Below are 18,892 nucleotides of genomic sequence, written 5' to 3'. Positions count from 1 at the left end.
GAGAAAGGCATCATGGTTATGACACCGCGAACTACATCGGAGATGTACACCGGCCGCTAGCGGCTGGCGGTTCGCGCCTGCACGAGATTCACTCGACCCCAAGAAAGCGCGGACCTGGCTCCGCGCTTTTTGCTTTTGGGGGATGCGCGCCCCCTGAGAAATATTTTAGGAATCCCATGATCCACATTACGCTTCCCGATGGTTCGCAACGTGAGTACCCCGGCCCGGTCACCGTGGCTGAAGTGGCTGCATCGATAGGCACGGGCCTTGCCAAGGCTGCGCTGGCTGGCAAGGTTGGCACGGGCGACGACGCCAAGGTGGTGGACACCAGCTTTGTGATCAACAAGGACATGCCCCTGTCCATCGTGACGGCCAAGGATGCAGATGGCCTGGACGTGATCCGCCATTCGACGGCCCACTTGCTGGCCTATGCCGTCAAGGATCTGTTTCCTGACGCACAGGTCACCATCGGTCCCGTGATCGAGAACGGCTTCTACTACGACTTCTCGTACAAGCGCCCCTTCACGCCCGAGGACCTGGTCGCCATCGAAAAGCGCATGGCCGAACTGGCCGCCAAGGACGAGCCCGTGGTGCGCCGCGTGCTGCCGCGCGACGAGGCCGTTGCGTACTTCAAGGGCATCGGCGAGAACTACAAGGCCGAGATCATCGCCAGCATCCCCTCCAATGAGGATGTGAGCCTGTACCGCGAAGGCAGCTTCGAGGATCTGTGCCGCGGCCCGCACGTGCCCAGCACCGGCAAGCTCAAGTTCTTCAAGCTGATGAAGGTGGCTGGCGCCTACTGGCGTGGCGACCATCGCAACGAGATGCTGCAGCGCGTGTACGGCACGGCCTGGGCATCGAAGGACGACCTGCAGCAGTACCTGCACATGCTGGAGGAGGCTGAGAAGCGCGACCACCGCAAGCTGGGCCGCGAACTGGACCTGTTCCACATCGACGAGCATTCGCCGGGTACCGTGTTCTGGCACCCGAAGGGCTGGTCCCTGTGGCAAGAGGTCGAGCAGTACATGCGCCGCGTGTACCGCGACAACGGCTACCAGGAGGTCAAGGGTCCGCAGATCCTGGACAAGACCCTGTGGGAGAAGACCGGCCACTGGGACAAGTACCGCGAGAACATGTTCACGACCGAGTCGGAAAAGCGCGATTACGCGCTCAAGCCGATGAACTGCCCCGGCCACATCCTGATCTTCAAGCAGGGCATCAAGAGCTACCGCGACCTGCCGCTGCGCTACGGCGAATTCGGCCAGTGCCACCGCAACGAGCCCACGGGCGGCCTGCACGGCATCATGCGCGTGCGCGGCTTCACGCAGGATGACGGCCACGTCTTCTGTACCGAAGACCAGATCCAGCCCGAAGTGCTGGCCTTCACCACGCTGCTGCAAAAGGTCTACGCGGACTTCGGCTTCAGCGACATCATCTACAAGGTCGCCACGCGCCCCGAGGCGCGCATCGGCTCCGATGAAAGCTGGGACAAGGCAGAAGCTGCGCTGATCAACAGCCTGGAGGCTTCGGGCTGCGAGTACGTGATCTCGCCCGGCGATGGCGCGTTCTACGGCCCCAAGATCGAGTACACGCTCAAGGACGCCATCGGCCGCCAGTGGCAGTGCGGAACCATCCAGGTGGATTTCTCCATGCCCGAGCGCCTGGATGCGGAGTATGTGGGCGAGGATGGCGACCGCCATCGCCCCGTGATGCTGCACCGTGCCATCGTTGGCAGCCTGGAGCGTTTCATCGGCATTCTCATCGAGCAGCACGCTGGCGCCATGCCGACCTGGCTGGCTCCCGTGCAGGCCGCCGTGCTCAATATCACCGACGCGCAGGCGGACTATGTGCGGGAAGTCGCACAAAAGCTGCAAAAAGCATTTCCGAATCAAGGCCTTAGGGTGGCGACAGATCTGCGCAACGAAAAGATTACGTATAAAATACGGGAGCATTCGTTGCAAAAGCTGCCTTACATCCTTGTTGCTGGCGACAAGGAGAAGGCCGCTGGTGCAGTGGCAGTGCGCGCACGGGGCAACAAGGACCTCGGTGTGATGTCGGTCGATGCGTTCATTGAACTCGTGGCCAAGGACATCGCGGCGAAGGCCTGATGGAGCATCTCCAAAGGCGGTAGCCGCTTGCGTGTACTGCACACAAGCGGCTACGCTGTTGTAGCAACTTAAATCCAAGGGTGAGAACCATAGCTACTGAATTTCGTGATCGGCGCCACCGTGAAGAGCGCAAGCATCGTCTCAACCGTGAAATCATGGCGCCTGAAGTGCGTCTGTCCGGCCCGGAGAACGAGCCGCTGGGCATCGTGCCTCTGCAGGAAGCGCTGCGCATGGCGGGCGAGCTGGACGTGGACCTGGTGGAAATTGCCGCCACTGCCACTCCACCTGTCTGCCGGTTGATGGACTATGGCAAGTTCAAGTACCTTGAACAGAAGAAGGCTGCCGAAGCCAAGGCCAAGCAGACCGTCATCGAAATCAAGGAAGTGAAATTCCGCCCTGGTACCGACGACGGCGACTACAACATCAAGCTGCGCAACATCCGCCGTTTCCTGGCCGATGGTGACAAGTGCAAGATCACGCTGCGGTTCCGCGGCCGTGAAATCACGCACCAGCAGATTGGTCTGGACCTGCTGAACCGTCTGCGTGACGATCTGGCGGATTCCATCCAGGTGGAGCAGTTCCCCAAGCTGGAAGGCCGCCAGATGGTGATGATGATCGCCCCTGCGCGCAAGAAGCCCACAGCTGGCGGCAAGCCGGCAGAAGTTTCTGCTGCACCTGCGGTGGCTGATAAGGCATAATCGCGGTTTCGCCCTTCGTTGAGGGGCGACAGAATTTGCAGGCCGTGCGCGAGTTGATTGCGCGGGGCGTGCGATGCAAGGGACATGGTTTCCATGTCCCTTGTTCTTGCCGGCCTCCGGGTTGGCACAGAAGTGTCTCGGGGCCAGCAAGTGCGCGCAGTGTTGCGAGCCGCCTCACGAGCACAAACAACAGGAGCATTCAAATGCCCAAAATGAAGACCAAGAGCAGCGCGAAGAAGCGTTTTCGCGTTCGTCCCGGTGGCACCGTCAAGCGCGGTCAAGCCTTCAAGCGTCACATCTTGACCAAGAAGACCACCAAGAACAAGCGTCACCTGCGTGGTGCAGTGTCTGTGCATGAGACCAACATGGGCTCTATCGCACAAATGCTGCCGATGGCTGGCCTGTAATTCACTGACGAACAAGGAGAAAACACATGCCTCGCGTCAAACGTGGTGTAACGGCCCGCGCCCGTCACAAAAAAGTTCTGGCCCTTTCCAAGGGTTTCCGCGGCCGCCGCGGCAATGTCTTCCGCATCGCCAAGCAGGCGGTGATGAAGGCTGGGCAATATGCCTACCGTGACCGCCGTGCCAAGAAGCGCGTGTTCCGCCGTCTGTGGATCGCCCGTATCAACGCCGCTGCACGTGAACTGGGCCTGACCTACAGCCAGTTCGCCAACGGCCTGAAGAAGGCAGCCATCGAGATCGACCGCAAGATGCTGGCCGATATCGCGGTGCACGACAAGGCTGCGTTTAGCAGCATCGTTGATCAAGTCAAGGCCAAGCTGGCTGCTTGAGATAACGGTCTGCGGCCATCCTCGTGATGGTCTGCAGCGCAAACAGCAAGGGCTAGGGCTTGAAAAGGCTGCTAGCCCTTGTTTCTTTTCACAGTCGATAAAGAGTCGATATGAACGAGTTGGATTCTCTGGTCGAGAGCGCGCAGCAGCTGTTCGCGCAGGCACAAACCCCCGCTGATCTGGAAAACGCCAAGGCGCAGTTTCTGGGCAAGTCGGGCAAGGTGACCGAGCTCATGAAGGGCATGGCGCAGCTTTCCGTCGAAGAGAAGAAGTCGCGCGGAGCCGCCATCAACGTGGCCAAGCAAGGCATCGAGGCCGCGCTGACCGCGCGCCGCAAGGCCCTGGCCGATGCCGAACTGCAGGCCCACCTGAAGGCCGAGGTGCTGGATGTGACCTTGCCGGGCCGCCGCCGTGGCCAGGGCGGCCTGCACCCCGTGTCGCTGACGCTGGAGCGCATCGAGGGCATCTTCGGCTCCATGGGTTTCGATGTGGCCGAGGGCCCCGAGATCGAGTCCGACTGGTTCAACTTCACGGCGCTGAACACGCCGGAAGACCATCCCGCCCGTTCCATGCACGACACCTTCTACGTGGAAGGCGGCACGGAGCAGGCTCCCAATCTGCTGCGCACGCACACCAGCCCCATGCAGGTGCGCCACGCTGTGCAGCACGTCAAGAAATACCGTGAGCGGCTGGACGCCGGCCAGGGCATGCCCGAGATCCGCGTGATCGCGCCGGGCCGCACCTACCGCGTGGACAGCGATGCCACGCACTCGCCCATGTTCCACCAGTGCGAAGGCCTGTGGATTGGCGAGAACGTCAGCTTCAAGGACCTGAAGGTGGTCTTCACCGACTTCTGCAAGACCTTCTTCGAGAGCGACGACCTGGTGCTGCGCTTCCGTCCCAGCTTCTTCCCCTTCACCGAGCCCAGCGCCGAGATCGACATCCAGTTCCAGAGCGGCCCGCTGGCCGGCCGCTGGCTGGAAGTGGCCGGCTCCGGCCAGGTGCACCCCAACGTGGTGCGCAACATGGGGCTGGACCCCGAAAAGTACATCGGCTTTGCCTTTGGCATGGGGCCTGACCGCCTGACCATGCTGCGCTATGGCGTCAACGATCTGCGACTGTTTTTTGACGGCGATATCCGCTTCCTGTCGCAATTCCGTTGATCCGGCTGCAAGCCTTCGCCAAAGAGTCCGCCAGCGCCACGGCGCGCGGACTGAACCAACGCCAAAGAGTCTGATATGCAATTTCCCGAATCCTGGCTGCGCGAGTTCTGCAATCCGCCGCTGACCACCCAAGAACTGGCCGACACCCTGACCATGGCCGGCCTGGAGGTGGAGGAGCTGGAGCCCGTGGCGCCGCCGTTCACCAAGATCGTCGTCGGTGAGATCAAGGCTGCCGAGCAGCATCCCAATGCCGATCGCCTGCGCGTGTGCCAGGTCGATGTGGGCGGCCCCGAGCTGCTGACCATCGTCTGCGGCGCGCCCAACGCGCGCGTGGGCATCCGAGTGCCCTGCGCCACGGTGGGCGCCGAGCTGCCGCCCGGTGAAGATGGCAAGCCTTTCCTGATCAAGATCGGCAAGCTGCGCGGTGTGGAGAGCTTCGGCATGCTGTGCTCGGCACGCGAGCTCAAGCTGTCCGAGGACCATGGCGGCCTGATGGAGCTGCCGCTGGACGCGCCCCTGGGCCAGAACATCCGCGAATACCTGAACCTGGATGACACGCTGCTCACGCTCAAGCTCACGCCCAATCTGGCACATTGCCTGAGCGTCTACGGCGTGGCGCGCGAAGTGGCTGCGCTGACCGGCGCGCCGCTCAAGCCCCAGTCGTTCACGCCTGCCGCCGTGGGCGTGCAGGACAGGCTGGCCGTGAAGATCGAGGCGCCCGACCTGTGCGGCCGCTTCTCGGGCCGCGTGGTGCGCAATGTCAACACCCAGGCGAAGACGCCGCAGTGGATGGTCGATCGCCTGGCGCGCTGCGGCCAGCGCAGCGTGGCGCCGCTGGTGGACATCTCCAACTATGTGATGTTCGAGCTGGGCCGTCCTTCGCACATCTTCGACCTGGACAAGATCCACGGCGGCCTGCAGGTGCGCTGGGGCAAGGAAGGCGAGCAGCTCAAGCTGCTCAACGGCAACACCGTCACCGTGGATGGACAGGTGGGCGTGATCGCCGATGACCGCGAAGTCGAGTCGCTGGCCGGCATCATGGGCGGCGACGCCACGGCCGTGTCCGACGACACGCGTCACATCTACATCGAGGCCGCATTCTGGTGGCCCAAGTCGATTGCCGGCCGTTCGCGCCGCTACAACTTCTCCACCGATGCGGGCCACCGCTTCGAGCGGGGTGTCGATCCCGAACTGACGGTCGAGCACATCGAGCGCATCACTGAGCTGGTGCTGCAGATCTGCGGCACGCCCGAGACCGTCTGCGGCCCCATCGACGATCAGCAGGCCAACATGCCCCAGCCCAAGCCCGTCACGCTGCGCGTGGCGCGTGCGGCCAAGGTCATCGGCATGCCGCTCACGCAGCAGCAGTGCCACGATGCGCTGGCCGGCCTGGGCCTGCCGGTGGAGCAGGGCGATGGCGTGCTCACCGTCACGCCGCCCAGCTTCCGCTTCGACATCAACATCGAGGAAGACCTGATCGAGGAAGTGGCGCGCATGGTGGGTTACGAGAACCTGCCCACGACCAAGCCGCTGGCGCCCATTGCGCCCAAGCTGCGCGCCGAAAACCGCCGCAGCCAGTTCGCCGTGCGCCGCGCGCTGGCCGATCTGGGTTACCAGGAAACCATCAACTTCAGCTTTGTGGAAGCCGCGTGGGAGAAGGATCTGGCTGGCAACGCCAATCCCATCCAGCTGCTCAACCCCATCGCAAGCCAGCTCAGCGTGATGCGCTCCAGCCTCATCGGCTCGCTCATGCAGGTGCTCAAGTTCAATGCCGACCGCAAGGCCGAGCGCGTGCGCGTGTTCGAGCTGGGCCGTGTCTTCCTCAAGGATGACAGCGTTGTTGACAGCGACACCACGGTCAAGGGCTTCTACCAGCCCATGCGCGTGGCGGGCCTGGCCTGGGGTGCTGGAGAGCAGCTGCAATGGGGCCGCGCCGAAGCCAAGGTGGACTTCTACGACGTCAAGGGCGATGTCGAGGCGCTGCTGGCGCCGCGCAAGCCCGTGTTCGAGCCGGCCGAGCATCCGGCCATGCACCCGGGCCGCTGCGCGCGCGTGCTGCTCGATGGCCAGTCCATCGGCTTCATCGGCGAGCTGCATCCCCAGTGGCGCCAGCAATGGGATCTGGCCCAGGCGCCCGTGCTGTTCGAGCTGGAGCTCGATGCCGTGCTGGCGCGCGAGGTGCCGGTGTTCAAGCCCGTGGCCAAGCACCAGGCCGTGGAGCGCGACATTGCCGTGGTCGTGAACGAAAAGGCCACGCATGCCCAGCTGATGCAGGCGGTGGAAGCTGCCCAGACAGGCGGCCTGCTGCGCTCCGTCGTGCTGTTCGATGTGTTCCGTCCCAAGGCGCTCAAGGCCGGCGAGACAGCGGCACCGGGCGCGCTGGCGCAGGACGAAAAGAGCCTGGCCGTGCGCCTGACGCTGGGCCATGACGACAGCTCGCTGACCGATGTGCAGATCGAACAGGCCGTGCAGGCCGTGCTCGAGCAGCTGCAGCAACGCCTGGACGCGCGCCTGCGCGCCTGATGGAAGGCCCATGCCGTGAAAGGAGATCCCGTGATGGAACTGACGGTGGAAAGTCTTGATTCGCCCGCGCTGACCAAGGCGCAGCTGGCGGACCTGCTGTTCGACGAGATCGGCCTGAACAAGCGCGAATCCAAGGAAATGGTGGATGCGTTCTTCGAGCTGATCTCGCAAAGCCTGGTGACGGGCGAGGATGTGAAGCTGTCGGGTTTCGGCAACTTCCAGATCCGCACCAAGGCGCCGCGTCCGGGGCGCAACCCGCGCACGGGCGAGGCCATTCCGATCGAGGCGCGCCGCGTCGTGACCTTCCATGCGAGCAGCAAGCTCAAGGAGCAGATCCAGGAAGGCACGACGGGTTCCGCGTCCTGAAAGGTCGTCCCCGGGGCCCGGCTCGCCGTGGCCCAGCTGTCGTCAGCCTGTCTGCCTTGCGGTGGATGGGCTGTTTTTACGACAGGGTGCTGGCCTGCAGGCGAGCTGTGCAGTAGGCTCGGCCTTCTTCCCGGATCGGCGTCCGCGCACCAGCGGCATTGCACATCCTGACCTCATCCACATTTGCCATGGCTTCACTTCTGCCCCAGATTCCCGCCAAGCGCTACTTCACCATCGGTGAGGTCGCGGATCTGTGCGACGTCAAGCCGCATGTGCTGCGCTATTGGGAGCAGGAGTTCACGCAACTGCGTCCCATGAAGCGGCGCGGCAACCGCCGCTACTACCAGCACCACGAAGTGCTGATGATCCGGCGCATCCGTGAGCTGCTGTACGAACAGGGCTTCACCATCAACGGCGCGCGCAATCGCCTGCGCGAAGCCTCGGGGTCTGCCGTGGTTCCCGCGCTGCAGGCCGGTGTCGTGGTGTCGGCGCCGGCTGCCGCGCCGCTGCTCGGTGGCGATGCCGCGGCAAGCGTTCCGCTGGAGCCGGAGGCCGTGCGCGAGGAGCTTTTGCAGATTCGTGCGCTGCTTTCTATTTGAGAGCAAAAAGCTGTATATAATTGAATTCTTCGGCGTGTAGCGCAGCCTGGTAGCGCACTTGCATGGGGTGCAAGGGGTCGCGAGTTCGAATCCCGCCACGCCGACCATAAATGAATACGGACCACAGCTTCTGGCTGTGGTCCGTTTTTCTTTGTGCCATTGCCAGCCGCTACCAACCGCTGAAGGGGAGCGGCCGTTGCGCAGAGCTCAACTCTGAGCGCAGGTCTCAAGCAGCCATTGCCGGAAGGCTGCCAGCGCCGGCAGTGTCGCGTTCCTCTCGGGATAGACCAGGTAGTAGCTGCGCTGGCTGGGGATGGCGTCTCCCACCACGTGCAGCTCACCGCGCGCCATCTCCTCTTCCACCAGCACCCGTGGCACCAGGCCCACGCCCATGCCTGCCAGCACGGCCTGTATCAGGTGCGAGGTCAGCTCGAAGCTCGGCCCTATCCGCATCTGCCGGTGATCGAGCCGATAGTGCGTGAACCACTCGCTCCAGGCCTGCCGGTTGCTGGCCACCGTGAGCAGCACCTGCTGGCCAGCCCAATCCGGCGAGGCTGCTGCCTGCCCGGCCTGCTGCAGCGCCTGCGGGCTGGCCACCGCCACCAGAAACTCGTGGTACAGGCGATGCGCGGTCAGCCCGGGCCAGTCTCCCGTGCCCACGGTGATGGCGGCGTCTATCTCTGCGCTGTCGAAATCGATATCGCCGATGCGCGAGTGGATGTGCATCGTCACCCCGGGCTGCGCCTGGTAGAAGCCATGCAGGTGCGGCAGCAGCCATTTGGAGCCGAAGGTGGGCAGGGTGGCCAGGTTGAGCGTGCCACCGCCGGACTGGCGTGACATGGCCTGCAGGGTGGCACTGCGTATGCGGCCCAGCGCGGCGCCCAGATCGATGAAGTAGCGGCGTCCCACGTCGGTCAGGCGCACCGTGCGGCCCTCGCGGCGGAACAGGCTGATGCCCAGCTGCGCCTCCAGTGTCTGCACCTGCCGGCTGATGGCGCTCTGGCTGAGCGACAGCTCCTCGGCCGCACGCGCATAGCTTTCGTGGCGCGCGGCCGCCTCGAAGACCAGCAGCAGGGACATGGAGGGCGTCAGGCGTCGGTAATTCATGAGTTTTATGCAGTGTTTGCGGTCGCAATTTTCGTTTGTTCCAGAGGAAGAGTGTAGAGATACTTGCGGCCATGGTCGGCCTGAAATCGTGTATTGCATGCATGGGTTTCCTGGGCTGATCTCCTGCAACAAATCTCCCCACCTTGCCTTCCATGTCGATTGCCCCATTGCCCCACGCCAGCGCCCCCGTGCCTGCCCAATACCTTGAGTTTCTTGACGCGTTGAAGGCCGCCGGCTTCGAGGGCGACGTGGACACGGACCATGCCAGCCGCACCGTGCTGGCCACGGACAACTCCATCTACCAGCGCATGCCGCAGGCGGCCATCTACCCGCGTCACGCCGAGGATGTGGCCAGCGCGGCGCAGGTGCTGGCGCGGCCTGAATTCCGCGATGTGGTGCTGACACCGCGCGGCGGCGGCACAGGCACGAACGGGCAGTCGCTCACGCATGGCGTGACCATGGACTTGTCACGGCACATGAACGGCATCCTCGAAATCAATGCCGAGCAGCGCTGGGTGCGCGTGCAGGCAGGCGTGGTCAAGGACCAGCTCAACGCCGCGCTCAAGCCATACGGACTGTTCTTTGCCCCCGAGCTGTCCACCTCCAACCGCGCCACCATCGGCGGCATGATCAACACCGATGCCAGCGGGCAGGGCAGCTGCACCTATGGCAAGACGCGCGACCACGTGCTGGCGCTGGACTTCGTGCTGCTGGGCGGCGAGCGCCTGCACAGCGCGCCGCTGGATGCCGAGGCGCTGGAGCGCATGTGCGCCGATTCGGGCCGCATCGGCAAGGTGCACCGCACGGCGCGGCGCATCAGCGAGGATCAGGCGGAGTTGATCGAGGCCAGATTCCCCAAGCTCAACCGCTGCCTCACCGGCTATGACCTGGCCCATCTGCGCGAAGGCGACGGGCGCTTCAACCTCAACAGCGTGCTGTGCGGCGCCGAGGGCTCGCTGGGCTTCGTGGTGGAGGCGCGGCTCAACGTGCTGCCCATTCCCCGCTACTCGGTTCTGGTCAACGTGCGCTATGCGGGCTTCATGGATGCGCTGCGCGATGCGCGCGCGCTGATGGCGCACCGGCCGCTGTCCATTGAGACGGTGGATTCCAAGGTGCTGCTGCTGGCCATGAAGGACTTCGTCTGGAGCAGCGTGGCCGCGTACTTTCCGCAGGACGGCCAGCGCCCCACGCTGGGCATCAACCTGGTGGAGTTCAGTGGCGACGATCCGCAGGAGGTCGATGGCCGCGTGCAGGCCTTCCTCGCGCACCTGGGCGCCGACGCCTCGGTGGAGCGGCTGGGCCACACGCTGGCGGCCGGCAATGCGGCGGTGCACCGCGTCTATGCCATGCGCAAGCGCGCCGTGGGCCTGCTGGGCAACGTGGCGGGCGAGGCGAGGCCCCAGCCCTTTGTCGAAGACACGGCCGTGCCGCCCGAGAACCTGCCCGAGTTCATTGCCGAGTTCCGCGCGCTGCTGGACAGCCACGGCCTGCAGTACGGCATGTTCGGCCACGTCGATGCCGGCGTGCTGCATGTGCGCCCCATCCTGGACATGAAGAACCCCGTGGACGCCGCCCTGGTGCGCCCCATCTCCGACGCGGTGGCCGAACTCACGCAGCGCCATGGCGGCCTGCTGTGGGGCGAGCACGGCAAGGGCCTGCGCTCCGAATATGTGCCGGCATTCTTCGGCGAGCTGTATCCCTCGCTGCAGCAGCTCAAGGCCGCCTTCGACCCGCACAACCAGCTCAACCCCGGCAAGATCGCCACGCCTCCGGCCAGCAAGACCTTGCTGCTCAAGGTGGACGGCGTCACCACGCGCGGCGAGCTGGACCGGCAGATCGACGAGCGCGTATGGCAAAGCTATGGCGCGGCCATGCACTGCAACGGCAATGGCGCCTGCTACAACTTCGATCCGGACGATGCCATGTGCCCGTCCTGGAAGGCCACGCGCCAGCGCGTGCATTCGCCCAAGGGCCGGGCCTCGCTGATGCGCGAATGGCTGCGCCTGCAGGGGCAGGCCGGCGTGAACGTGCTGGAGGTCGCGCAGCGGCCCCAGCCCTTCCTGTCCAGCCTGGCCGCGCGCTGGCGCAACAGCCGCGCGGCGCGCCGCGGCGAGGCCGATTTCTCGCACGAGGTCTATGACGCCATGGCCGGCTGCCTGGCCTGCAAGTCCTGCGCCGGGCAGTGTCCCGTCAAGGTCAACGTGCCCGAATTCCGCTCGCGCTTTCTGGAGCTCTACCACCGCCGCTACCTGCGGCCCGTTCGCGACTACCTGATCGGCTCGCTGGAGTTCACCATGCCCTGGCTGGCGCGCATGCCCGCGCTCTACAACGGGGTGATGGGCTCGCCATGGATGCGCGATGTGCTCAGCCGTCGCATCGGCATGGTCGATGGCCCGCTGCTGAGCCGGCTGGACCTGGCAGCCACCTTGCGGCAATGGAAGGTGCGTGCGGCCGATGCGCAGGCGCTGGCCGCGCTCACGCCCGAGCAGCGCGCACGCAGCGTGGTCATCGTGCAGGACAGCTTTACCCGCTACTTCGAGACCGGCCAGCTGCAGGTGCTGATCGAGCTGGCCGCACGCCTGGGATTCCAGGTCTGGCTGGCGCCGCTGCTGCCCAATGGCAAGCCGCTGCATGTGCAGGGATTCATGGGCGCCTTTGCCAAGGCGGCCATCCGCAATGCCGCGCAGCTGGCGCAACTGGCGCAGTCCGGCGTTGCGCTGGTGGGGCTGGACCCGGCCATGACGCTGGCCTATCGGCAGGAATATCTCAAAGTGCCGGGCATGGGCGAGGTGCCGAAGGTCGCGCTGCCCCAGGAGTGGCTGCTGCAGGTGCTGCCCGAGGCAGTGACCAGCGTGGCCAGCGTGGCCTACCGGCTGCTGCCGCACTGCACTGAAAAGACCAATGCGCCCGACAGCGGCAAGCAGTGGACGCAGCTTTTCGAGCGACGGGGGCTGCGCCTGAGCGTGGAGGCCACGGGCTGCTGCGGCATGTCGGGCACCTACGGGCATGAGGCGCGCAACCTCGAAACCTCCAAGACCATCTATGCCCAGTCATGGGAGAAACAGATCGAGAGCAAGCAGAACCTGGGCGAGCCGCTGGCCACCGGCTATTCCTGCCGCAGCCAGGTCAAGCGACTGTCTGCACGCCAGTTGCGCCATCCGTTGGAGGCCTTGCTGGACCACGTGCGCGCCACGCATCAGGGGTGAGAAGGTGCGGGGGCTGATCGTCGCCATTTCAGGAATTTGCAGACATTTTTGAAAAATCTCTGCGTTTTCCCTGAAGGCCTGTTTTTAGTCCCTATAATTCAATGCTTCGGCGTGTAGCGCAGCCTGGTAGCGCACTTGCATGGGGTGCAAGGGGTCGCGAGTTCGAATCCCGCCACGCCGACCAAAACGCAAAGCTCCTGACGGAAACGTCAGGAGCTTTTTGCTTTGTGCGTTCGTTTTTTTGCGCGTTCGATTTTGCGCGCGATGGCGCCTTGCCGCGAAGAGCAAGAGCAAGAGCAAGTGCAAGTGCAAGTGCAAGTGCAAGTGCAAGTACAGCTTCGCCAGGCAGGTCCATCACGGAGGGCGAGGGCAGCCAGCGCATGAAAAGTCCATGCACCGCGAAGATGCGCGTCCCGGTCTGGGCACGTAAAACCTGCACCTACAATGGCGTCTTTTGTAACTGACGATTTCTTCCTGGTCTCGCACATGATGGATGGACTGATTACCGGCAGACTCACCGGTACGCCCGAACACCGCAGCGACCGCAATCGGCGCCCCTTCATGGTGGCCCGCGTGCGCTCCGAGGCATCCGATGGCACCTCCATCCCGGTCAACGTGGTTGCATTCGATGCCCAGGCCTGCGAGGTGCTGCGCAATCTGATCGAAGGCGATGCCGTGGCGCTGCGTGGCAGCTTCACGCCCAAGGTCTGGATAGACCGCCAGGAGCAACCCCATCCCGTACTGGATGTCGTGGCCCACCAGGTGATGGCAACGCCCGAGTTCCAGGACCGCTGACGCCCGCGCTGCGGCGCCGGTTGTGAGCTACTGAAAAAACTGTCTAGCCGCAGTGTGCCGGTACGGCCGCCGCGCGCTGTGTTGGCGCTACAGTGTGCGCCTGTGTTTTTGACAGGTTACAAGGAACCGCATCCATGCCCACCAAGCGCCATTTCCTCCGCCGCACGCTCACGGCCGCCGCGATTGCCAGCACCGCCGCCATGACCCTGCTGGCCATGCCCGCGCAGGCGCAGGACAAGCCCATCAAGGTCGGCGTCACGGCCGGCCCGCACGCCCAGATCATGGAACAGGTCAAGAAGGTCGCCGAGAAGAACGGCCTGAAGATCCAGATCGTGGAATTCGGCGACTACGTGCAGCCCAATGCCGCGCTGTCTGCCGGTGACCTGGACGCCAACAGCTACCAGCACCGCCCATACCTCGACGCCCAGGTGCGCGACCGCGGCTACAAGATCGGCTGGGTGGCCGACACGGTGAATTTCCCCATCGGCATCTATTCCAAGAAGATCAAGCAGCTGGCCGACCTGCCCCAGGGCGCCAAGTTCGGCATCCCCAACGACCCCACCAACGGTGGCCGCGTGCTGCTGCTGCTGCAGGCCCAGGGCCTGATCAAGCTCAAGGAAAGCGCGGGCCTGAAGGCCACGCCGCTGGACGTGGTCTCCAACCCCAAGAAGCTGCGCTTCGTGGAGCTGGACGCAGCCCAACTGCCACGCTCGCTGGATGACCTGGACGCCTCGGCCATCAACACCAACTTCGCGATCTCGGCGGGCCTGAACCCCAAGACCGATGCCATTGCGCAGGAAAACGCCAAGAACCCCTATGTGAACATCCTGGTCGCGCGCGATGCCGACAAGGGCAAGCCCTGGGTGGCGCAGCTGATCAAGGCCTACCACTCCGATGAAGTGCGCCAGTTCATCGATGTGCAGTTCAAGGGATCGGTGATTCCTGCGTTCTGAAGAACGCACCCCCTGAGGCGCTGACGCGCCTTCCCCCTCTCTACCCGCTTCGCGGGGGAGGGGGACGACACCCTCGGTGCGGGGCTGCCCTTCCTCGGTGTCCCCGAGTTGGGCCTTGGTGGTGCCATCGCCATGACCCGTACTAGTGGGCGCGAGCTCGCAAAGCTGCCGATTTCGGCAGCTTTTTTTATTCCCCCAGCACTCTGAAGTATTCGGTCAGCGGTGCGCGGGTGGTCTGGGTGCGGTTGACGGGGGCGGCCTCGTCGGGCCAGCCCAGGGCCAGGCCGCAGACGATGTGCTCGCCGGGCGGCAGGTCGAGCACGCGGCGCACGGTGTCGGGGTAGGAGGCCAGGGCGCCGATGGCGCAGCTGCCCAGGCCCTGGGCGGCTGCGGCCATTTGCAGGCCGTACAGGGTCATGCCCAGGTCCATGTAGCCGCCTGCGCCGAAGCGGGCGTCGATGCTCACGACCAGCGCCACGGGCGCATCGAAGAAGCGGTAGTTGCGGCCGAATTGGGCGTCGCGCCCTGCGCGGTCCTCGCGGGCCACGCCCAGGGCGCTGTACAGGGCCTGGGCCGATGCCACCTGGCGCTTGCGCAGCGCCATGGGCATGGGGCGGGGGAAGTAGCCGTAGTCCTCGCGCTCAGGTGCTCCGCCTTGCCAGTCGGCCAGCAGCGCCTGTGTGAGTGCGACGCGCAGGCTGCCGCGCACCTGGATGAACTGGCCGGGCTGCAGGTTGCCGCCGCTGGGCGCCCGGCGGGCCGATTGCAGCAACTGGTGCAGCAGCGCGTCCGGCACGGGATCGGGCCGGTAGGCGCGCACGGAGCGGCGCGCGTGCACCAGGGCCTCATGCGCATCGCCAAAGGGAAGGGTGTCGGACGGTGGATTGGCGGACATGGGAAATGCGGAGTCCATGGATTCAAAGCGCCTGCACCAGGCAGGCCGCGCCTATGCCGCCCGCACCTGCAATGGCGGCCAGGCCCAGGGCCGGTCTGTGGGCTGCTGGCGTGCGGTGCAGGTCTGAGAGCATGCGCACCAGCGCAACCGCGCCCGATGCGCCTATGGGATGGCCGCGCGCCAGGCCACCGCCGCCGGTGTTGAGCTGCTGCAGCGGCAGGCCCAGGGTTTCGGCAAAGGCCAGGGCCTGCACGGCGAAGGCATCGTGCAGCTCCACAGCCTGGAGCTCTGCCGCCGTCAGGCAAGGCAGCTGGAGCGCTGCGGCTGCACGCTCCAGCACCTGCTGGGCCGCCAGTGCGGCGGCGACCAGCGGTGTTTCCGGCGCATGGCCCAGCGAGGCACTGGCAATCCATCGGGCGCGTGGCTGCAGGCCCAGGCGTGCGCAAGCCTGCGGCGTGGCCAGCAGCACCAGGGCGGCACCATCGGCCTTGGGCGAGATGGTGGGCGTGCTCAGCGCATGGCGCTGGCGTGCATGGGCGTCAACGGCGCCAGCCGCTTCGGCCACCACGGGCATGCGGGCAACGCGGGCCGGGTTCAAGGCGCGCGGATAGGCGTCATGGTCCAGCCCGGCCATGGGCACGATCTCTTGGGCCAGCCGGTCGCGGTGCGCGAGCGCCAGCGCGTGGCTGTGGATGGCATGGGCCTCCTGAACGGCGCGGGTGATGCCGTGGGCCAGTGCATGGTCTGCGGCCGATTGCAGCAGGTCCGGGTCGCGTGCGGGGTCGGGAGCGAACGCGGGGCGGTCATAGGTGACGGGCAACTCGTCTGCATGGCGCGGGCGTGTCTGGCGGATGGGGGCACGGCTCCAGGCCTCGGCACCACCGGCCACCACGATATCGGCCTGGCCCGACAGCAGCAGGCCCGCAGCCAGGGCCACGCTGTCCAGGCCAGAGCAGCATTGAGTGTCCACGCTGTGGGCCGCGCAGCGCTCCGGCAGGCCCGCAGCCAGGGCCAGCATGCGGGCCGGGTTGCCGCCTGCGCCCAGGGCGTTGCCTAAGACCACGGCATCCACGGCCCGGGCAGGCAGGCCGGCCCGGGCCAGCAAGGCCTGGAGCACGGGAGCGCCCAGTTCGTGCGCCGCAAGCTCGCGCAGCGCACCGCCCACGGGGGCGACGGGGCTGCGCGCCCAGGCCAGGATGACGGGGGCGTCTTGCGGGTTCATGGCAGGGGCAGCAGCGCGGGTTCGCCGGGCAGTGTCTGGCCAGCGTCCGTGGCGGTAGCAGTGGCCGCCAGCATGCGCGCCAGCCGGCCATGGTCGGTCTTTCCGCTGGCGGTCTGTGGCCAGTCGGTGCAGCTCCACCATTGGCGCGGCAGTTTGTAGCTTTCCAGGCGCTCGCGCAGCCAGGCCGCCAGCGCCTGTGCGGAGCCTGCGGGCGCGGCGCCGTGCCATTGCACGACGGCGTGCACCTGCATGCCGCGCAGGGCGTCGGGCAGGCCTTGGATGGAGACCTGGGCCACGCCCGGGTGCGCGGCCAGCAGGGTCTCGACTTCCTCGGGGAACAGGTTCTTGCCCTGGGTGACGAGCATGCGGCTCTGGCGCCCGGCCAGGCACAGCTGGCCGCCGGCATCGATATGGCCCATGTCGCGCACGGACAGCCATTCGCCATCGCGCAGAGCGGCCGTGCCATCGCGCGCCTCGCCCACATAGTCCATGAACAGCATGGGGCTGCGCATGTAGATCAGGCCGTCCTCTCCCGGCTGCAGAGGCTGGTCGCCGGACTGCTGCGTGGCGAGGCGGATCTGCAACTGCACATTGCTGAAGGGCCGGCCCACGGCCTGGGGCGGGGCCTGTTCGTCGGCCTCCATCCAGGCGATGAAGCTGGCCTCCGAGGCGCCGTAGAACTCGATGATGCGTGCGCGCGGAAACAGCGCGCGCAGGGCCGGGGTCTGGGCGCGCATCCAGCGCGCGCCGCTGATCATGATCAGCTCCACCTCGGGGATGGGCGCCAGCGCGCGGTGTGCGGCCCATTGCAGCATCAGCAGCAACTGGCTGGGCACGGCGACTAGGCAGGGGGCTTCGCCGCGCGCCAGCGAGGCCAGGCAGCGCGCCGCCGAGAACCGCTCCTGCACCACGGCGCCTTCGCCGCACCACAGGCCCTGCATCACGCCGAACAGGAACAGCGAATGCGAGATGCGCCCGGGCGCCATGGTGCGCTGCGCGGCCACGGCGCCGAAGTCCTGCAGGCAGACGCGAAAGCTCTCTGTCCACGATCGGTGGTGGCGCATGAAGCCCTTGGGCAGCCCGGTGCTGCCCGAGGTGAAGCCGGTGTAGAAGGCGCCGGTGGCGGTGGCCTCGGCCAGAGCGCTGGGCGCCGTGGGAAGCCAGCCCTCGATGCGGCTGCGCACGGTATCGGGCCAATCAGGGTCGGCAACGGCGGCGCAGCGGCCGCTGTGCAGGATGGCGAGGAATTCGACGATGGCATCCACGGTGCTGGCGCTGCCGCCCGTGTCCAGCAGCAGCATCTCTGGCGCCTGGCCGGCCACCAGCGCGGCCGAGCGCTGCAGCACGGCGGCATGCAGCGCGGCAAAGCTCCATTGGCCCGCCTCGCTTTGCAGCGCCATCGCATCGGGGCGCTGCCGGGCCCAATGCTCCAGCGGGCCATGGACCAGGGTCCACGGGTGCTGCAGCGGCGCGGCCAGCGGGTGGGGCGCGAGCGGCTCAACCATGCTGGCGGCCTCCGAACGGCCAGTCCGGCATGCCGCGCGCCACCGTGTGCACCACCAGGGCGCACAGCACGCACTTGATCAGATCGCCGGGCACGAACAGCAAGGTAGCCATGAAGGCCTGCGACAGGCTGAGCTTGGCCATCAGCATGAGGCCCAGCACGCCAAAGGCATGCAGGGCCACCAGCCCGCCCAGCGCCGAGGCTGCAAAGGCGCTGAACGCCGCGCGCCGGGGCGAGCCCTGGGGCAGCGCACGCATGACCAGGCCGGCAATGCAGGCCGCCAGCGGGTAGCCCAGCAGGTAGCCGGCCGAGGGCGCCATGAAGACGGCAATGCCGCCGCGCCCGCCCGACAGCAGGGGCAGGCCCACGGCCACGGCTGCGAGGAACAGCAGCATGGACTGCATGCCGCGCCAGGGGCCGAGCATCACGCCGGCCAGCATCACGCCCAGCGACTGGATGGTGATGGGCACGCCCAGCGGCAGGTCGATCTTGGGAATCAGGCCCATGACCGCCATCAGCGCCGCAAACAGCGAGACCTGGGCCATGGAGCGCGCAGAGGCGCGTGAGACGGTGGAGGGGGCGGTCATGACGTTTCTCGGAAGGTTCTCGCAAGGCTCTTGCGTATGGATCGGTCGGGAAATGGGGCAGGGCAGGCCTCAGCGGCCCAGGCGCGCCCACAGCGCATCGGACACGCGGCGCGTGGCCTGCAGCATGTGGATGGTCAGCGGCGCAATCAGGCGCAGGCCGCCGGCGCGGCCCGTGCGCAGCCGGTGGGCATCGTCCATGCGCTTCCACTGCACGAAGAAATGCTCGGTGAAACGCAGCATCAATGCCAGCTGCAGGGCCACCTGTTCGGGGGAGATGCCGATGCGCTCCAGCGGCGCCAGCAGCCGCTCCAGCACATCGACCAGATCGCTGGGGCGTGTGCTCACGGTCAGCGCCATGCCCAGCGTGGAGGCG

The 18,892-nt window shown here is 66.0% G+C and carries 17 protein-coding genes and 2 tRNA genes; 13 read left to right on the top strand and 6 right to left on the bottom strand.

Annotation, left to right across the window (positions count from 1 at the left end):
* Nucleotides 1-176: 176 nt before the first annotated feature.
* The 9 genes from thrS (at nucleotide 177) to JHD82_RS18940 (ending at nucleotide 8,357) form a co-directional block, all read left to right on the top strand.
* Nucleotides 177-2,108 carry a threonine--tRNA ligase gene (thrS, locus tag JHD82_RS18980; RefSeq protein ID WP_012206415.1) on the top strand — a complete coding sequence of 644 codons (1,932 nt, stop codon included), beginning with the start codon at nucleotides 177-179 and terminating at the stop codon, nucleotides 2,106-2,108.
* A gap of 80 nt (nucleotides 2,109-2,188) precedes the next feature.
* On the top strand, nucleotides 2,189-2,806 hold the full coding sequence (infC, locus tag JHD82_RS18975) for a translation initiation factor IF-3 (RefSeq protein WP_012206414.1): 618 nt from the start codon (nucleotides 2,189-2,191) through the stop codon (nucleotides 2,804-2,806).
* Nucleotides 2,807-3,009: 203 nt separating this feature from the next.
* Nucleotides 3,010-3,213 (top strand): 50S ribosomal protein L35, encoded by a 204-nt coding sequence (gene rpmI / locus JHD82_RS18970; RefSeq protein WP_012206413.1) that lies wholly within the window; start codon nucleotides 3,010-3,012, stop codon nucleotides 3,211-3,213.
* 26 nt (nucleotides 3,214-3,239) lie between these two features.
* Entirely contained in the window at nucleotides 3,240-3,599 is a 360-nt protein-coding gene (rplT, locus tag JHD82_RS18965) for a 50S ribosomal protein L20 (RefSeq protein ID WP_012206412.1), read from the top strand.
* A gap of 110 nt (nucleotides 3,600-3,709) precedes the next feature.
* Nucleotides 3,710-4,762 (top strand): phenylalanine--tRNA ligase subunit alpha, encoded by a 1,053-nt coding sequence (gene pheS / locus JHD82_RS18960; protein WP_012206411.1) that lies wholly within the window; start codon nucleotides 3,710-3,712, stop codon nucleotides 4,760-4,762.
* A gap of 75 nt (nucleotides 4,763-4,837) precedes the next feature.
* Entirely contained in the window at nucleotides 4,838-7,285 is a 2,448-nt protein-coding gene (pheT, locus tag JHD82_RS18955) for a phenylalanine--tRNA ligase subunit beta (RefSeq protein ID WP_199138115.1), read from the top strand.
* 33 nt (nucleotides 7,286-7,318) lie between these two features.
* On the top strand, nucleotides 7,319-7,651 hold the full coding sequence (locus tag JHD82_RS18950; RefSeq protein ID WP_012206409.1) for an integration host factor subunit alpha: 333 nt from the start codon (nucleotides 7,319-7,321) through the stop codon (nucleotides 7,649-7,651).
* A gap of 188 nt (nucleotides 7,652-7,839) precedes the next feature.
* Nucleotides 7,840-8,250: a MerR family transcriptional regulator gene (locus JHD82_RS18945; protein ID WP_013801679.1), complete on the top strand. Its 411-nt coding sequence runs from the start codon at nucleotides 7,840-7,842 to the stop codon at nucleotides 8,248-8,250.
* A 30-nt stretch (nucleotides 8,251-8,280) separates the two neighbouring features.
* Nucleotides 8,281-8,357, top strand: a tRNA-Pro gene (locus JHD82_RS18940).
* Between the two features lie 100 nt (nucleotides 8,358-8,457).
* Here the strand turns inward: JHD82_RS18940 and JHD82_RS18935 are convergent.
* Nucleotides 8,458-9,456, bottom strand: a complete 999-nt coding sequence (locus tag JHD82_RS18935) for a LysR substrate-binding domain-containing protein (protein WP_199138113.1) — start codon at nucleotides 9,454-9,456, stop codon at nucleotides 8,458-8,460.
* A 53-nt stretch (nucleotides 9,457-9,509) separates the two neighbouring features.
* On the opposite strand from JHD82_RS18935, the gene JHD82_RS18930 reads away from it, so the two are divergent.
* The 4 genes from JHD82_RS18930 (at nucleotide 9,510) to JHD82_RS18915 (ending at nucleotide 14,311) form a co-directional block, all read left to right on the top strand.
* Nucleotides 9,510-12,563, top strand: a complete 3,054-nt coding sequence (locus JHD82_RS18930; RefSeq protein WP_199138111.1) for an FAD-binding and (Fe-S)-binding domain-containing protein — start codon at nucleotides 9,510-9,512, stop codon at nucleotides 12,561-12,563.
* Nucleotides 12,564-12,670: 107 nt separating this feature from the next.
* A tRNA-Pro gene (locus tag JHD82_RS18925) sits at nucleotides 12,671-12,747 on the top strand.
* A gap of 260 nt (nucleotides 12,748-13,007) precedes the next feature.
* Nucleotides 13,008-13,358, top strand: coding sequence for a single-stranded DNA-binding protein (locus JHD82_RS18920; protein WP_012206405.1), 351 nt, complete (start codon nucleotides 13,008-13,010; stop codon nucleotides 13,356-13,358).
* A gap of 134 nt (nucleotides 13,359-13,492) precedes the next feature.
* On the top strand, nucleotides 13,493-14,311 hold the full coding sequence (locus tag JHD82_RS18915) for a MetQ/NlpA family ABC transporter substrate-binding protein (protein WP_012206404.1): 819 nt from the start codon (nucleotides 13,493-13,495) through the stop codon (nucleotides 14,309-14,311).
* A gap of 187 nt (nucleotides 14,312-14,498) precedes the next feature.
* Here the strand turns inward: JHD82_RS18915 and JHD82_RS18910 are convergent, their stop codons facing one another.
* From JHD82_RS18910 to JHD82_RS18890, 5 genes are all read right to left on the bottom strand, one after another.
* The gene (locus JHD82_RS18910) at nucleotides 14,499-15,224 is read right to left on the bottom strand and encodes a nitroreductase (RefSeq protein WP_199138109.1); all 726 of its coding nucleotides are present in this window, start codon (nucleotides 15,222-15,224) and stop codon (nucleotides 14,499-14,501) included.
* A 4-nt stretch (nucleotides 15,225-15,228) separates the two neighbouring features.
* On the bottom strand, nucleotides 15,229-16,428 hold the full coding sequence (locus JHD82_RS18905; RefSeq protein ID WP_199138107.1) for a thiolase family protein: 1,200 nt from the start codon (nucleotides 16,426-16,428) through the stop codon (nucleotides 15,229-15,231).
* Nucleotides 16,425-17,933, bottom strand: a complete 1,509-nt coding sequence (locus JHD82_RS18900) for an AMP-binding protein (protein ID WP_199138105.1) — start codon at nucleotides 17,931-17,933, stop codon at nucleotides 16,425-16,427. The genes JHD82_RS18905 and JHD82_RS18900 overlap by 4 nt, the downstream gene beginning before the upstream one ends.
* The gene (locus tag JHD82_RS18895) at nucleotides 17,926-18,519 is read right to left on the bottom strand and encodes a biotin transporter BioY (protein WP_013801685.1); all 594 of its coding nucleotides are present in this window, start codon (nucleotides 18,517-18,519) and stop codon (nucleotides 17,926-17,928) included. Before JHD82_RS18895 ends, JHD82_RS18900 begins: the two co-directional genes overlap by 8 nt.
* 69 nt (nucleotides 18,520-18,588) lie before the next feature.
* Nucleotides 18,589-18,892 (bottom strand): CbiQ family ECF transporter T component (locus tag JHD82_RS18890; protein ID WP_307838105.1); only part of this gene is annotated, 304 nt, incomplete at its 5' end.

Source organism: Delftia sp. ASV31, from assembly GCF_016428765.1.
Taxonomy (GTDB): domain Bacteria; phylum Pseudomonadota; class Gammaproteobacteria; order Burkholderiales; family Burkholderiaceae_C; genus Comamonas; species Comamonas acidovorans.
The sequence above is the reverse complement of the archived record's forward strand: the minus strand, read 5'-3'. Positions and strand labels throughout refer to the sequence as shown.

What these genes read in the sequence shown, in the direction of transcription:
- thrS (WP_012206415.1), top strand. Translation starts at nt 177, where the DNA reads ATGATCCACATTACGCTTCCCGATGGTTCGCAACGTGAGTACCCCGGC.
- rpmI (WP_012206413.1), top strand. Translation starts at nt 3,010, where the DNA reads ATGCCCAAAATGAAGACCAAGAGCAGCGCGAAGAAGCGTTTTCGCGTT.
- rplT (WP_012206412.1), top strand. Translation starts at nt 3,240, where the DNA reads ATGCCTCGCGTCAAACGTGGTGTAACGGCCCGCGCCCGTCACAAAAAA.
- pheS (WP_012206411.1), top strand. Translation starts at nt 3,710, where the DNA reads ATGAACGAGTTGGATTCTCTGGTCGAGAGCGCGCAGCAGCTGTTCGCG.
- pheT (WP_199138115.1), top strand. Translation starts at nt 4,838, where the DNA reads ATGCAATTTCCCGAATCCTGGCTGCGCGAGTTCTGCAATCCGCCGCTG.
- JHD82_RS18950 (WP_012206409.1), top strand. Translation starts at nt 7,319, where the DNA reads ATGGAACTGACGGTGGAAAGTCTTGATTCGCCCGCGCTGACCAAGGCG.
- JHD82_RS18945 (WP_013801679.1), top strand. Translation starts at nt 7,840, where the DNA reads ATGGCTTCACTTCTGCCCCAGATTCCCGCCAAGCGCTACTTCACCATC.
- JHD82_RS18935 (WP_199138113.1), bottom strand. Translation starts at nt 9,456, where the DNA reads ATGCAATACACGATTTCAGGCCGACCATGGCCGCAAGTATCTCTACAC.
- JHD82_RS18930 (WP_199138111.1), top strand. Translation starts at nt 9,510, where the DNA reads ATGTCGATTGCCCCATTGCCCCACGCCAGCGCCCCCGTGCCTGCCCAA.
- JHD82_RS18920 (WP_012206405.1), top strand. Translation starts at nt 13,008, where the DNA reads ATGGCGTCTTTTGTAACTGACGATTTCTTCCTGGTCTCGCACATGATG.
- JHD82_RS18915 (WP_012206404.1), top strand. Translation starts at nt 13,493, where the DNA reads ATGCCCACCAAGCGCCATTTCCTCCGCCGCACGCTCACGGCCGCCGCG.
- JHD82_RS18910 (WP_199138109.1), bottom strand. Translation starts at nt 15,224, where the DNA reads ATGGACTCCGCATTTCCCATGTCCGCCAATCCACCGTCCGACACCCTT.
- JHD82_RS18905 (WP_199138107.1), bottom strand. Translation starts at nt 16,428, where the DNA reads ATGAACCCGCAAGACGCCCCCGTCATCCTGGCCTGGGCGCGCAGCCCC.
- JHD82_RS18900 (WP_199138105.1), bottom strand. Translation starts at nt 17,933, where the DNA reads ATGGTTGAGCCGCTCGCGCCCCACCCGCTGGCCGCGCCGCTGCAGCAC.
- JHD82_RS18895 (WP_013801685.1), bottom strand. Translation starts at nt 18,519, where the DNA reads ATGACCGCCCCCTCCACCGTCTCACGCGCCTCTGCGCGCTCCATGGCC.